The organism is Paenibacillus bouchesdurhonensis (assembly GCF_900155685.1).
GTDB lineage: Bacteria > Bacillota > Bacilli > Paenibacillales > Paenibacillaceae > Fontibacillus > Fontibacillus bouchesdurhonensis.
This window is the reverse complement of the sequence record NZ_LT732548.1, coordinates 3,757,672-3,771,551: the sequence shown is the minus strand read 5'-3', so window position 1 is coordinate 3,771,551 and position 13,880 is coordinate 3,757,672. Positions and strand designations below refer to the sequence as shown.

Below are 13,880 nucleotides of genomic sequence, written 5' to 3'. Positions count from 1 at the left end.
GGCTCAGATGTCAAGTAAGAGCAGTGGAGTCAAGATGCATCTGCGACTTGTCGTCACGGCTCCTAATAAGATATTCCCAGATGCCATGATCCCTAGCTCACTCAACGTCGGGGATCGCGCGGGCGCCGTTGAACTGGTTGCCGATGCACACGCAATCCACGTGATGGTCGCGGTTATAATGATTACGCCCGGATGGATCAGTGGATCGAGAACAACATTAAGTTTGTGATCCGTATGCGGGATCGGGCACTTGCCACGATCATCGGGGAATTTTCGGTTCCGGACGGATCTCACATTACACGGGATGCAAAAGTTTACGTAGGCAGCGCTTTTCGTTCGATGAAACATCTCCCGTTCGATTGGTGGAGTTTAACGACGAACAGTGACGGACTTCGAATTTTTATCTCTGTATGGATAAGACCGCTGATGAAATCGCTCAGATCTATAAAAATCGCTGGCTGATCGAACTCTATTTCAAATGGCTGAAGCAACATTTACGCTTAAAAAAGTTACACAGTTATGAGCCTTAAACCATATGGAATCAATTGTTCCTGGCTTTAATCACAGCTTTGCTTGTGGATCAGGTGAGGGACAAGTCCCAAGGCATCATCGTTACGCACATCAATAGGGATAATTAAACCAAGCAAGGCAAAGAGATAAAAAACACTAAATCCATTTAGTGGAACATCGTAACCTACACTTTAGCACACCTTGACTTTTTAGCATCAAGACTGATGTTGCGATATAAATAAATGTTTCAATATAATCATTAATCCATATAAGTTTTATTATGTAAATATATGTCAGCATTCTTGCAACGCAAGTGCACTAATACTTTTGAACCCTTTGTATAATTAATCCTAATATGGGATAATTAAAGAACTCTAGACACCAGCAGAACTTTGTGCCTCTTTCGCAGATTAGTGTGAATCCTAACACTCCATAAATCACTAGTGACGGACAATATGCGTATTTTACCAGCCATTGGGAATTTAAAGAAGCGACTTATGGGATGGTTCTTGCCTCAAAAGAATCATGGATCTGGATTAATAAGGAGCAACAATTTGAAGGGGTATAATTAATCTTTAATAATTAAAGAAAGGCTGTTATATGAAGCGAACCTTAGTTGTGTTAGGTATAATACTGGGAGTACTAATTATTTTGATACTATTTGCTGCGTTTATTCTAAATATTAATTTTAAAAGTGAGATTATAGACTTGCCTAATAAAATGTCTAAATAACGTTTTCTTCATAGGTGTACAAAAACGAAACTCAGTAAAACTAGAAAAATTGATACTACATATATTACGAATTGACCCTAAAATGAACACAACTTGAACGTAACTTGCCCCTAAGTTGAGCACCATGTGACGGATTTTTCGTGATTATATGTAAGCCTAGAAATAGGCGGGAATGACACGCACGGCTGCATGAATGCGGCGATGAACCGGGGCGTATCTCTTCCCGTCTTTTCTATTATCAAAATAGTATAGCAAAGAGCGCAACAATCTAACGGCGGCTCAATTAATACCTCTAACGAATGAGACATCATAAGACCTCCAAATGATCATGATACGAGTTCAGTAAGTGTTGTAGGGAAGTGTGAGTTGTGTGGTAGTGGGTAGGGCGGTTCATGGTAACAAGGCGATGTTTTTTATTTTATCATCAAGGTGTATGCAGTCAAAGTGACATCAAACAATAATTTTTTTTAAAAAAGGCTTAGGAAAAAATGACTCCGGATCGAACACATCCAGAGGTCATTTTTTCTAGTATATGAAGGCTAAGGCTCTGTTAAACTAAACTTCAGATCCTATCCCTTATTCCACTCAAACCCGACTTCCTTCAAAAATGCCCGAGCCAGTACCATATGCCCGGCATAGGAAGGATGGACGCGATCCCAAGCCAGCGTTGCCGGGTAGAGCTCTTCTAGCACAACGTTAAACGCCGCTTGGGTATCGACGAACACCGCTCCGGTATCCGCAGCGACCTTTTTCACGATCGCCCCGTATTCATCCATCGTCTTGCGCATTTTGTCCTCCGGATTGGGCTCCAAATAAAACGGAGTCATCAACACAAGCCCCTTCAATTGCGGCTTTGTTTGGTTCACTAGCCTTCGCAAAGTCTCTTCATATTCCTCGGCATAGACATGCCACTCGGGAATAAAAGGCGTATCATATTGCCGCCATACATCGTTAATTCCGATCATGATGGATAGCCAGTCCGGCTTCTGATCCAATACGTCCTCTTGCCACCTCACCTGCAGGTCGCGTACGGTGTTGCCGCTGTTCCCCCTGTTGACGACACGGATACCCATCTCCGGGTAAACAGCTTGCAGCAAAGCATCAACCAAAGCAACATATCCTTTGCCTAGAGCAAAAAACAACCCTTCTCCATTCGGTTGTTGACGCTCGCAATCTGTAATCGAATCCCCAATGAACAGCAGTTTTTGTCCTTTTTCCAACAGCATTCTCTTTGAATTCTCCCTTCGGGTATATGACTGATAACCAATCATTGATAGCGCTACTAAGATCACTTTTCTACCTGAATGCCTTTAAATCCTCTTTTGAGGGCTAGGTGAATTAGGAAAAAAAATTGTGAATGAAAGGGGAAAGGAGGGGGGAAGGGGGGAAATTAACCGCAAAATAGCTTTGACAACCGGCGCGAAATGATATATCTTTAAATCAAGATATTTGAACACGAGATAAATGGAGGTGACTGAAATGCCGGATCAGGATCAAGAACATACTGCTTCGCTGAAATTGTTCGTTGTTCTCTCCAAAGCTTATAAGACGATAATGGATCAGGCGATCAAGGATATGAAGCGGCGCGGCTTATCCCCTTCGGAGTTTACGATTCTGGAGGTGCTCTACAATAAAGGGCGGATTCCTTTGCAGCAGATCGGGGATAAAATTCTGATCACCAGCGGAAGCGTGACCTACAATATCGACAAGCTGGTTCAGAAGAGACTCATTCGGCGGGTGCCTTGCGAACAAGACCGGAGAGTGATTTACGCCGAAATTACGACGGATGGGACAGAAATGTTTGAACAAATTTTTCCCGACCATTCCGAGTTCGTGCATTCGAGACTAAGCGGCCTTAGCTACGAAGAGAAGCTTCAGGCGATTGAATTGCTAAAGCGTCTTGGTAAAGGGGCAGAGGAGTCTTAGCAGAACGCAGGCGAATAAGCTGCGATAAATAAATTATTATTTATGAAGTTGTTCAATCTTCTTTTTTTCATAAATATCTTGAAATAAAGATAATGGAGTTCAAACTAAATTTCGGAGGATGAGAAATCATGTTGGATACAGGACTATTATTAATTCGTTTGGTTGTAGGGATATTGTTTATCGGTCATGGGGCACAGAAATTATTCGGGATGTTCGGCGGCTACGGGCCAAAAGGTACCGGAGGCTGGATGGAATCGATCGGGATCAAGCCAGGGCTGCTGATGGCGGTCTTGGCAGGCCTGATGGAGTTTGTCGGCGGACTGCTCTTCACGCTCGGTCTGTTGACCCCGCTGGCCGCAGCCCTCATTGCGCTGGCTATGCTGGGAGCGATCGTCAAAGTGCATTTCAAGAACGGCTTGTGGTCGACGGCAAACGGTTATGAATATCCACTGGTTTTGCTCGTTGTAGTGATCGGTATCGCGTTGACGGGCGCAGGCGCTTTTTCAGTAGATGCTCTGTTGTAATGGATAGAACTTAATACGTTAAATTGATGGAGGGTTATATCATGAGTGAACTGACGAAGGTGTTAAAAGAGAGAAGGTCGGCGACGAAATTTCATCCGGAGGTGGAGATTACCGAGCAAGAGCTGGAGGAGATATTCAGTCTCGTGAAGTATGCGCCGTCCGCTTTTAATTTGCAGCATGCCCACTACGTCGTCGTACGCGATCCAGAAAAGAAGAATAAATTGTACGAGACCGCGAACAAGCAATACAAGGTCAAGACCGCTTCGGCAGCCATTCTCGTTCTGGGCGATTTGAATGCTTACGAGAATGTGGGGAAGATGAACGAAGGAATGCTGCATTTGGGCATCATAAACAAACAGGAGCTTGATATGACGGTGGAGTCGGTAACTCAGTTCTATGAGGATCGGGGAGAATCGTTTAAACGGGATGAGGCCATTCGCAATGCGAGCTTGTCGGCGATGCTATTCATGCTGATTGCCAAGGATCAAGGCTGGGATACTTGTCCGATGATCGGCTTCGATCCGGAGCAAATGCGCGAGGAACTGAACATTCCGGAGCAGTATGTGCCAGTTATGTTGATTGCGTTGGGTAAAGAGGATGTATCCGGACAGCGGCTGCGCGGTTATCGCAAGCCCGTAGGAGAATTGGTTACGTATAACGGCTTTTAATTAAAAAAGGAGTGTACGATTATGAATATACAAACAACAGGAATTCATCATATCACGGCATTTGCGCGAAGTCCGCAGGAGAACGTCGATTTCTACGCCGGAATTCTCGGTTTGAGATTGGTGAAAAAAACGATTAACTTCGATGCCCCCGAGGTATATCATCTGTACTTTGGAGATGAACACGGCAGCCCGGGAACAATCATTACCTTCTTTCCATCGTCAGGTTCCCGGCGGGGGAAAGTTGGAGGAGGCCAAGTGGGAATTACGACGTATGTCGTGCCGCCTGGTGCGCTCGGCTTCTGGGAGGAGCGGTTGAAGGCGTTCGGTATTTCCCAGACGAGAACCACACGGTTCGGTGAAGACTATGTTCATTTTCGCGATAACGAGGGCTTATGGATTGAACTCGTAGAGCGGGAAGCGGGAGAGAACAGCACCTGGTCGTTCGGGGGCATTCCTGCGGACAAGGCGATCAAAGGCTTTGGCGGCGCCGTCTTGTACAGCGTAGATGCTAAGCAAACGATGCGCGTGCTGGAGGACGTTCTCGGATTAAGCAAAGTGGGGGAGGACGAATTCTACGCCCGGTTCCAAGCTTCGGGAGAGATCGGCAACATTATCGATGTGCCGCTGAAGGACATGGAATGGGGCAGCGGGGGAGCGGGCACCGTTCACCATATCGCCTGGCGGGCAAAGGATTTCGACGAACACGAGCAATGGCAGCAAAAGGTCGGGGATAGCGGCTATCAGCCGACACAAATTATCGACCGCCAGTACTTCAATGCTATATACTTCCGGGAGAAAGGCGGCATACTATTTGAAATAGCTACTGACCCTCCAGGCTTTGCCCGGGACGAGGAGGCTTCCGCGCTCGGCGAGAAGCTGATGCTTCCATCCTGGTTCGAACCGGTGCGTTCGCAGATCGAGGCCAATCTTGAACCCATCGAAGTTAGGGAGCTAGAGGAGGGAACAAAGTCATGAAGCATATTTTTGAACAAGGGATTGACACAGGAGCGCCTACGCTTGTACTCTTCCATGGTACGGGCGGAACAGAGCGGGATTTGCTCCCGCTCGCCAAGCTGGTGTCTCCGAACTCCTCCGTTCTTTCGGTGAGAGGGAACGTGCTGGAGAACGGGATGCCGCGTTTTTTCAGACGGCTTGCGGAGGGTGTATTCGATGAGGAGGATTTAGTGTTTCGTACGAAGGAGCTGAATGAATTCCTCGATCAGTCTGCCAAGAAGTACGAATTTGATCGGGGGAACCTAGTGGCTATCGGTTACTCGAATGGAGCGAACATTGCTGGCAGCCTTCTTTTCCATTATGAGCATGCCTTCAAAGGAGCGATACTTCATCATCCGATGGTTCCACTGCGGGGAATGCAGCTTCCGAATCTAGCCGAGGTACCCGTCTTTATCGGCGCGGGAAGCAATGACCCGATTTGTCCGCCCAGCGAGACGGAAGAACTGGAGAAGCTGTTGAATGGAGCGGGTGCCGACGTTACTGTGCACTGGGAGAACTTCGGGCATCAGTTGACAAGCAGCGAGGTGAACGCGGCCGCAGCGTGGTTCCGAGAAAAGATGGGCAATGAGTAATTTCCAAAAACGAGACGGGAGGCGGAAGCATCGTGATATCTATTGATCCGTCAGCGCAAAGTGAGCGGGATAATTACAAGCTGCTGATCGGCAGCATCATTCCGAGGCCTATCGCTTTCGTGACGACCTTGTCCGAGAGAGGTGTGCTTAACGCTGCGCCATTCAGTTATTTTTCGATCGTATCGAGCTCGCCGCCGATGTTATCCATAGCAGTGCAGCGCAAGAATGGAGTGACGAAGGACACAGCCAGAAATGCGATGGATCGCGGGGAACTGGTAGTTCATATCGTCGATGAAAGCATGGTTTCCGCCGTCAATGAGACCGCGGCGAATCTGCCGCCGGAGGAAAGTGAAATTTCCTTAACCCGGTTATCGCCAATTGACAGCGAGCTCGTTGCCGTTCCCGGAATCCGGGAGGCGAAGATGCGGATGGAATGTGTGCTCGATAGATCCGTAGCGTTGGGCGGGACGGAGGAGGCGCCGACCACGGATTTGCTCATTGCCCGGGTCGTGCGCTTTATCGTGGACGAGGAAATTTATAATCAGGGCCGTATCGATCCCCTGAAGCTGAACCCGGTCAGCCGCCTCGCTGGCAGCTCCTATGCTGCTCTCGGCAAGCAGTTCGAAATTGAGCGGCCGTAGGTAGACAAAAGGGCGCTAGACCGGTATTTTGGAATATAGTGGCCATAAGCAAACGGAACGTAGCCGACATCGCCCGCCCTGTACACGAGGGGCGGGCGATTCCTTTTCCGGCAAATACGGTCATTCGCCCCTGTCTCATAAGGTAATACTTCCATTCATCGGCATTGGGATTCCAATGGAGCTCGCGCACTTTGAGACTGATAATAACATTCAAGTTTATTGAAGGAAATTCCCTATGCTATAATTTAATTAAAAATGGGACAAGGTGGTGATGGAGCATGATATATATTGCCCTGCTGCGAGGGATAAACGTGGGAGGCAAGAATATTATTAAAATGGCCGAGCTTAGACGCGTATTTGAAGAGGAGCTAGGCCTTGTACGGGTACAAACCTACATTCAGAGCGGGAACGTTTTGTTTAAATCGAGCGGCGAAGAGGAATCCGCATTGCGTAAACGGATTGAGCAGGGGATTGAATCGGCCTTCGGAATCTCAGTTAGCGTTATACTTAGAACTGCCGCGGAACTGCGAGACATTGCAGTGGGCTGTCCTTTTACTGCGGAGGAACTCGCCAAAGCGGCGGAATCATCCACGAGAGAAAGCCTGTACGTCTCAATTTTGCGGGAGGAGTTGCCTGCCGAAGAGGTGGATAAGCTCCAAGCCACCGATTTTGGCGAAGATCAATACGTGATACAGGGCAAGGAAATCTATCTGCTCTACGGCAACAGTACACGGAATTCAAAGCTGTCCGGCAGACTGGATAAACTAGGCGTTCCCGCAACGGTACGAAACTTTAAAACGTTGAACAAGCTTATTCATCTCGCAAATGAAATGGAACAACATTATCAGTCCATAGAACTGAACTTGCCGGCCCAGTAGGAGTTCCTCTTCATTCCTTCCGAATGTGAGAATGTACGGTTCGATCAACTGGTATTGGAGAGAATATTAAGATAAAGTAGGATTAGTTTTGGATATAGGTAAGTATATATCCAGGTACTGCAATTGAGGGGTGTGAGTTATGGCAGCATGCAAAATTTTAGTAATAGGTAGCATTAATATGGACTTGGTGCTGCGGGTTCCGTACATTCCGCAGGTCGGTGAAACTTTGCTTGGCAGCTCTGTTCAGCGGATTCCCGGCGGCAAAGGGGCGAACCAAGCGGTGACCGCCGCAAAACTAGGGGCTGACGTCTATATGCTGGGCAAGGTCGGCGGAGATGAATTCGGAGATCCGCTCATCGATAACCTGAACCAGGCAGGCGTACATACAGATCACATCGACCTTGTATCAGAGGCATCTTCCGGGCTTGCCGTCATTCAAGTGAATGATGAAGGAGACAACAGTATTGTCGTGCTGGCAGGGGCAAATGATCTTTGCAACAAAGACTACATTTTGGCTCATGAGGATTTAGTCAAGGATACAGACATCGTTATTTTACAAATGGAAATTCCTTATGAGGCGGTTTACAAGGCTGTTGAATTGGCGAGCAAGCATAATAAAACCGTTATATTAAATCCGGCGCCGGCACCGGATTCGATTCCTGATGACGTGCTTGGCAAACTGGATTATTTAATTCCCAACGAGACCGAGCTGCAGAAGCTGAGCGGGCAGCCCGTCGATTCCATAGCAGCGGCAGAAGAGGCGGCAAAAATATTGCTCTCCAAAGGTGTAAGCAATCTGATCGTTACGCTTGGCAGTAATGGATCTCTCTATGTGAGCGCGAATGGTGCCGTACATGTCCCGGCCCGGACGGTTAAAGCCGTGGATACAACGGCAGCCGGCGACTCGTTTGTTGCAGCTTTTGCCGTAGGCTTGTCCGAGGGCAAGAGCGTTGAAGCCGCCATCGGATTTGCAACAAAAGTGTCTTCTATCGTAGTCACGAAGTCAGGAGCACAGACATCCATACCGGATCGGAGCGAGGTTGACGCTCTGGTGTAGCGATTGAATTTGTGAGAAACAGTTGTTTACTAGATCCCCTAACTGGAATTGAAGTCATCCTATTGCCATTTTCGCTGCACACCAGAAAACCAATGCTCACTGAACCAATGCCCGCCACGGCGCTAAACAAGCAGAGGACTGCGAGGGCTGCATCCTATAAGGTTGCAACTCCAGTTTGCTTACCGTTTAGCGCCTTTAAATTTTAGAGGATTTGATAATAAATTGTGCATTACCCGTATGTCAACATCTCCATTGAATTGGTAGTATAGAATAGATACAGCAAGGCATATTGCTGTAGCAAACAGAATGTTTGTATGCAAAGGCATGGAAGCGCTATCCTTACACAATCCATCAAGGAGTGATTCGTCATAATTTCCATAGCGATCATCGGAACGGGTTCTATAGCACGATCCCACGCAAAGGCTTATTTGTCTTTTTCGGAGCGCTGCAAGGTGGTTGCCCTAGTTAATCATAATATTGAAAAAGCAATCCGCTTCAGAGACGAATTCCAGCTGGATTGTCTGATTGTGCAGGATTACACAGAGCTGCTTGACAATGAGCAAGTCGATCTGGTTTCGATTTGCACACCTCCTCAATTGCATGCCCGGATGGCAAGCGATTTTCTGCGATCGGGCAAACATGTGATTGTAGAAAAACCGATGGCAATGTCATTGGAGGAATGCGATCAAATGCTGGAGGCAGCTGCAGAATCCAGGACTCTTCTATCGGTGGTGGGTCAGAACCGCTTTCTGGATCCCCATTGGAAGCTTAAGCATACGCTGGATTCGGGTCTATTAGGAAAAATCGTTCATGCGCAGGTGGATTCCTACTGGTGGCGTGGTGAAAACTACTACGATCTCTGGTGGAGGGGAACCTGGGAAAGCGAGGGAGGCGGCTGCACGCTTAATCATGGCGTTCATCATCTGGACATGCTGCAATGGATGATGGGCATGCCGCAAAGCGTGCAAGCCGTAATCAGCAACACCTCGCATCGCAATTCGGAAGTTGAGGACATTTCCATTGCGATCCTTTCTTATCCGAATGGGAGTCTTGCGCAAATTGCGAGCTCGGTCATACATCATGGTCAGGAGCGGCAGATGGTCTTTCAGGGAGAGCGTGCACGGATTTCAGCCCCGTGGAAGGTATGCGCCTCCTCTCAGTTGGAGAATGGATTTCCGAAGCCGAATACGGAATTGGAGAAGGAGATTGAACAGTATTACGAAAGTATCGAAACACTACAGTACAGCGGTTTTGCTGGACAAATTGACGACATTTTGACAGCCATCGAGAATCAATCGCTACAGGTGCTTATCGACGGACAGGAAGGGAGAAGGGTGTTGGAACTCATTACGGCGATTTACGAAGCGTCTATCACCAAGAGGGCCGTGAGCCTTCCGTTAACGAAAGACAGTCCGTTTTATACGAGGGAAGGCATCTTGGCCAATGCTCCGCGTTTCCATACTAAGCCGAGGCCAACAATGGGGCAAATGAACGATCAAAACTCTGGAGGCGGCAATGGACATTCACTTTAAGAATCAGGAACATGAGATCAATGCAGAAAATGTACTGGACTCGAAGCATGCCGTAAAACCGGTGAAGTTTGGCATTATTGGCGGAGCGGGCTTCCGCGCGCAATATTATTTGCGAATTGCTCAGGCTATGCCCGAGCAGTTTCAGGTTAGCGGCATGGTGGTGAGGAATGAATCCAAGGCTAGAGCGGTGGAGGCGCAGTGGGGCACGATGACTTATCGTTCCCTTGAGCAGTTGCTGCAGAACGAGCATCCTGACTTCATCGTCGTTTCAGTCAGCGGAGCAGAGGGCATGGCTTATTTAATCAAGCTGGCTGACGCAGGAATACCTGCGTTGATGGAGACCCCGCCTGCACCGAATCTAGAGGGACTTGAAATGCTGCATGATCAATTAACGGCCGCTGGCGCTCGCATTCAGGTAGCTGAGCAATATCAGTTTCACCCCATTCAAGAAGCGCGGTTAGCCCTTATTAATTCTGGGCGGCTCGGGAGAATTACGGAAACTACCGTTTCGATCTCTCATCTATACCATGGCGTCAGTCTGATCCGAAAAATGCTTGGCATTACTTACGAGGAAGTGAAAATTAAAGGCATGCGTTTTACATCCGAATGGGTGCAAGGCCCAACGCGTCAAGGGCCGCCAACGGAAGATAAAATGGTTGCTTCACAAAGAGATTTAGCGTGGCTCGATTTTGGCGATCAGTTGGGGATTTACGACTTTACGCGAGATCAGCATCGCTCTTGGATTCGGTCGAATCACCTCTCGGTCAGGGGGGAGCGGGGAGAAATTTTCGACGACCGCGTCTTGATTCAGCAGGAAACGACCGTTCCGCTGCAATTGGAACTGAAGCGTATCAACAAAGGCGAGCTTGAAAATCAGGAGGGGTATTTTCTGAAAGGGATCGTTTGCGGTGAACATTGGCTCTACGACAATCCGTTTGCCCCCGCACGACTGTATGATGATGAAATTGCGATCGCGCGATGTCTGCAGCGCATGGCTGAATATATTCATGGCGGTCCAGGATTCTATAGCCTTGCAGAAGCTTCTCAGGATCACTATCTTGGCATGATGATCGAGAAGGCAATTCTCACTGGCGAGACGATTACAGCAACAAAGCAGCGTTGGGCGGAAGGGAGTTAGGATGACGGGTCAACCGTTATAGAACGCGTGATATCTTTATATGATGGGGCCGCATGCTATAATTTAGTATGAGATCTGATTAGCAACGTATAGAGAGGGCAATAACCATGACGATAACGATACAGCAAATATTGGATCATTTAACCGCTCCAATCGGCTCTTTGGAAAATACCGTGGATCGACTGGAATTTGGAAATCCCGACACACTGGTTGCCGGAATCGGCGTCACCTTTATGCCGACATACCATGTTGCCCAGCGTGCTGCCGATCTGGGAATCAATTTATTAATCGCTCACGAGGGCAGCAGCTATAGTCATCATCATAATACAGATATGCTGGAGGGCGACCCGGTATATTTGCAGAAGCGAAGATTACTGGAAGCGTCGGGCATTGCCATTTTTCGGCTGCATGATTACATTCACAAATATAATCCGGATGGGATCACGGCTGGTCTGGTTCAGGCTTTGGAATGGGAAGATTGCATCGAGCGTGTTCACCCGACTTCGACAATAGTTGATTTACCTGAGATGACTGTAGAAGAGATTGCGGATTATATGAAGCGCAAGTTGCGGATTCCCTATGTGCGCGTTGTCGGCGACATGTCGATGAGTTGCAAGCGAGCGGGCATATTGGTCGGTTACCGGGGCGGAGGCGCTAATGTGATTCCTTTATTCACGGCAGAGCATCTCGATTTGGTCATAATTGGGGAAGGCCCGGAGTGGGAAACGCCGGAGTATGTTAGAGATGCTGTTCAGCAGGGAAGGCAGACGGCTCTCATCGTACTTGGTCATGCAGAAAGCGAAGCCCCGGGAATGAGAGCATTGGCGAAGCAACTGCAAGCATCATTTCATTCGGTTCCCGTTTATAACTTGGAGGAGCCGTCACTATTTCAAATCGTATAATTTATAGCAATAAGTTTCCGAAAAAGGCCGACTGCTGTGAGAGTTTCTCGCAGCAGTCGGCTTTTTTGCATTACAGCGTAAATTTATTGACTAGGTTATTCAATTCTACGGAAGTAGCCGACAAGGACTCGGAGGAACTCGTAATCTCTTCACTGGATGCCAGTTGTTCCTCCGTTGAGGCTGCTACCTGCTGCGACATCTCAGCCGTTCGCTTAGCGATTTGGCCCATATTGGCGATCGATGCGGCAACTTCTTCCGTTGAAGCCGAAAGCTGCTCGGTTGCGGCAGCTGTCTCCTGAACCCTTAGGGAAACATCCCCCGTGGATGTGGCAATTTCTTTAAATGCTTGCTCTGCTTGAGCTACAGTGCCCACTCCTTCGTGAACATCTTCCAGACTGCGGCTCATAGAAGAAACGGCAAGCAGCATATCCTGCTGAATCGTCTCGATCAGCTCGCTAATATTTTGGGAGGACTCATCGCTTTGACCAGCCAATTTACGGATTTCTCCTGCTACGACTGCAAATCCGCGGCCATGCTCCCCGGCTCGGGCAGCCTCGATATTCGCATTGAGGGCCAGCAAATTCGTCTGGGCGGCAATTTGACTAATGAGTGATGAAATCTCGCTAATTTGCTGTGATTGCTGCTCCAGCTTTTGAATGGTATGGCTGGCTTCTTCAACCGTTACGCTCAGCTTTTTCATATTGCCGGAGACTTCTACGATTTTATCTGCTCCAACACGTGCTTGCATTGCGGCATGTTGCGATAGTTCCGACACTTCTCCGGCCGACTCGGCAATACGCTGAACGCCTTCCGCCATTTCATCAACGACTCTTCCGCATTCCATCGCTGTCGTAGCTTGATCATCGGAGCCGGTAGCCACCTGTTGGATCATGTCCGCTACCTGGCGCGCCGCTTCCGAGTTCTGCTCCGAGCTGGCGAACAATTGCGTAGAAGCGCCGGCTACGGCATTGGAGGTGTCCTGCATTTGCTTGACAGACAGCTGCAAGTTAACGATGGTTCGGTTGACGGCTTCCATCATTGTTCCGTACTCATCCTTACGGTTCACGGTCAGCTTCTCAACGGCCAGATCGCCGGCGGCAATGCGGTTCATCGTTGCGGTAGTGGCGATCAGGGGTCTTGTTAAGTTGCGGACAAGCAGCCAAGCAAGTACCACAACCACAGCTAGAATGCCAATTCCGAGATAAAATACAATGGATGAGGTTGTAATAAATAGCTCATCTATACGCTGATTGGTTTGCTCGATTGCAGTTTGATTAATTTCATTGATTTGTGCAATGGAAGACTTGATTTCCTCAAACGCCTTCGTAACCTCTTCAGTGGTGATTGATTTCTCGTCCGCACTGAGTTGGTTGCTGTTTAATTTCTCCATTCCAGCTCTGAATCTGCTCCAGGCATCTGCAAGCTCTCCATACAAGCTCTTGTCTTCATTGGTTTGGAGTGTGCTTTCATAGTTTATGATACCTTCGTCAATTTCGAGTAACAGAGAATCAATCGCCGTGTTAAGCTGTTGTAACTTTTCCGGATCCTTCGCAGTTAATGTTTGATTATAATTATTCATAAATTGCTCGATATTCAAGTTGATCTTGTCTACTATGGCAGTCCCGTACATCCATCGCTGGGCAAGCTCTTTTGAAAAATCGCTCATTCTCCCAATCTGGAATAGTCCCGTTAATGCTATAACGCCAACAAACAATAATACAATGACAAACGACCCGATAAGCTTTACCTTGACTGATCTCATACTGTTCCCCCTATGAATCGAATC

General features: G+C 48.0%; 15 protein-coding genes and 1 pseudogene. 13 read left to right on the top strand and 3 right to left on the bottom strand.

All coding sequences use genetic code 11. The annotated features are described in order from the left end of the window. Window positions 1–192 precede the first annotated feature (192 nt). Window positions 193–462 (top strand): hypothetical protein, encoded by a 270-nt coding sequence (locus tag CZ379_RS26360; protein ID WP_199925857.1) that lies wholly within the window; start codon window positions 193–195, stop codon window positions 460–462. Further along, complete coding sequence (locus CZ379_RS27225; RefSeq protein WP_199925718.1) at window positions 411–530, top strand: transposase; 120 nt, start codon at window positions 411–413, stop codon at window positions 528–530. Before CZ379_RS26360 ends, CZ379_RS27225 begins: the two co-directional genes overlap by 52 nt. A gap of 1,281 nt (window positions 531–1,811) precedes the next feature. On the opposite strand, the gene CZ379_RS21095 is transcribed toward CZ379_RS27225, so the two are convergent. After that, window positions 1,812–2,468 carry an SGNH/GDSL hydrolase family protein gene (locus CZ379_RS21095; protein WP_110933423.1) on the bottom strand — a complete coding sequence of 219 codons (657 nt, stop codon included), beginning with the start codon at window positions 2,466–2,468 and terminating at the stop codon, window positions 1,812–1,814. A 253-nt stretch (window positions 2,469–2,721) separates the two neighbouring features. Between CZ379_RS21095 and CZ379_RS21090 the strand changes: the two genes are divergently transcribed. The 6 genes from CZ379_RS21090 (at window position 2,722) to CZ379_RS21065 (ending at window position 6,587) form a co-directional block, all read left to right on the top strand. Further along, on the top strand, window positions 2,722–3,168 hold the full coding sequence (locus CZ379_RS21090) for a MarR family winged helix-turn-helix transcriptional regulator (RefSeq protein ID WP_110933422.1): 447 nt from the start codon (window positions 2,722–2,724) through the stop codon (window positions 3,166–3,168). A 128-nt stretch (window positions 3,169–3,296) separates the two neighbouring features. Further along, window positions 3,297–3,692 carry a DoxX family protein gene (locus CZ379_RS21085; protein ID WP_110933421.1) on the top strand — a complete coding sequence of 132 codons (396 nt, stop codon included), beginning with the start codon at window positions 3,297–3,299 and terminating at the stop codon, window positions 3,690–3,692. A gap of 41 nt (window positions 3,693–3,733) precedes the next feature. Continuing rightward, window positions 3,734–4,360 carry a nitroreductase family protein gene (locus CZ379_RS21080; RefSeq protein ID WP_110933420.1) on the top strand — a complete coding sequence of 209 codons (627 nt, stop codon included), beginning with the start codon at window positions 3,734–3,736 and terminating at the stop codon, window positions 4,358–4,360. Window positions 4,361–4,381: 21 nt separating this feature from the next. Next, entirely contained in the window at window positions 4,382–5,335 is a 954-nt protein-coding gene (locus CZ379_RS21075) for a ring-cleaving dioxygenase (protein WP_110933419.1), read from the top strand. Next, window positions 5,332–5,946 (top strand): alpha/beta hydrolase, encoded by a 615-nt coding sequence (locus tag CZ379_RS21070; protein WP_110933418.1) that lies wholly within the window; start codon window positions 5,332–5,334, stop codon window positions 5,944–5,946. The genes CZ379_RS21075 and CZ379_RS21070 overlap by 4 nt, the downstream gene beginning before the upstream one ends. 32 nt (window positions 5,947–5,978) lie before the next feature. Further along, window positions 5,979–6,587 (top strand): flavin reductase family protein, encoded by a 609-nt coding sequence (locus CZ379_RS21065; RefSeq protein ID WP_110933417.1) that lies wholly within the window; start codon window positions 5,979–5,981, stop codon window positions 6,585–6,587. Between the two features lie 8 nt (window positions 6,588–6,595). Here the strand turns inward: CZ379_RS21065 and CZ379_RS26780 are convergent. Then, a pseudogene (locus tag CZ379_RS26780) lies at window positions 6,596–6,777 on the bottom strand (cupin domain-containing protein); the annotation flags it as partial. Window positions 6,778–6,865: 88 nt separating this feature from the next. Here CZ379_RS26780 and CZ379_RS21055 point away from each other — a divergent pair. The 5 genes from CZ379_RS21055 to CZ379_RS21035 all read left to right on the top strand — a co-directional run bounded on the left by CZ379_RS21055 (window position 6,866) and on the right by CZ379_RS21035 (window position 12,094). Continuing rightward, window positions 6,866–7,465, top strand: coding sequence for a DUF1697 domain-containing protein (locus CZ379_RS21055; protein ID WP_110933416.1), 600 nt, complete (start codon window positions 6,866–6,868; stop codon window positions 7,463–7,465). 139 nt (window positions 7,466–7,604) lie between these two features. Then, entirely contained in the window at window positions 7,605–8,522 is a 918-nt protein-coding gene (gene rbsK, locus CZ379_RS21050; protein ID WP_110933415.1) for a ribokinase, read from the top strand. Window positions 8,523–8,890: 368 nt separating this feature from the next. After that, window positions 8,891–10,054 (top strand): Gfo/Idh/MocA family protein, encoded by a 1,164-nt coding sequence (locus CZ379_RS21045; RefSeq protein WP_110933414.1) that lies wholly within the window; start codon window positions 8,891–8,893, stop codon window positions 10,052–10,054. Then, window positions 10,038–11,192, top strand: a complete 1,155-nt coding sequence (locus CZ379_RS21040) for a Gfo/Idh/MocA family protein (protein WP_110933413.1) — start codon at window positions 10,038–10,040, stop codon at window positions 11,190–11,192. The genes CZ379_RS21045 and CZ379_RS21040 overlap by 17 nt, the downstream gene beginning before the upstream one ends. A 107-nt stretch (window positions 11,193–11,299) precedes the next feature. Then, window positions 11,300–12,094 carry a Nif3-like dinuclear metal center hexameric protein gene (locus CZ379_RS21035; RefSeq protein ID WP_110933412.1) on the top strand — a complete coding sequence of 265 codons (795 nt, stop codon included), beginning with the start codon at window positions 11,300–11,302 and terminating at the stop codon, window positions 12,092–12,094. A gap of 70 nt (window positions 12,095–12,164) precedes the next feature. On the opposite strand, the gene CZ379_RS21030 is transcribed toward CZ379_RS21035, so the two are convergent. Further along, the gene (locus CZ379_RS21030) at window positions 12,165–13,856 is read right to left on the bottom strand and encodes a methyl-accepting chemotaxis protein (protein WP_110933411.1); all 1,692 of its coding nucleotides are present in this window, start codon (window positions 13,854–13,856) and stop codon (window positions 12,165–12,167) included. Between the last annotated feature and the right edge of the window lie 24 nt (window positions 13,857–13,880).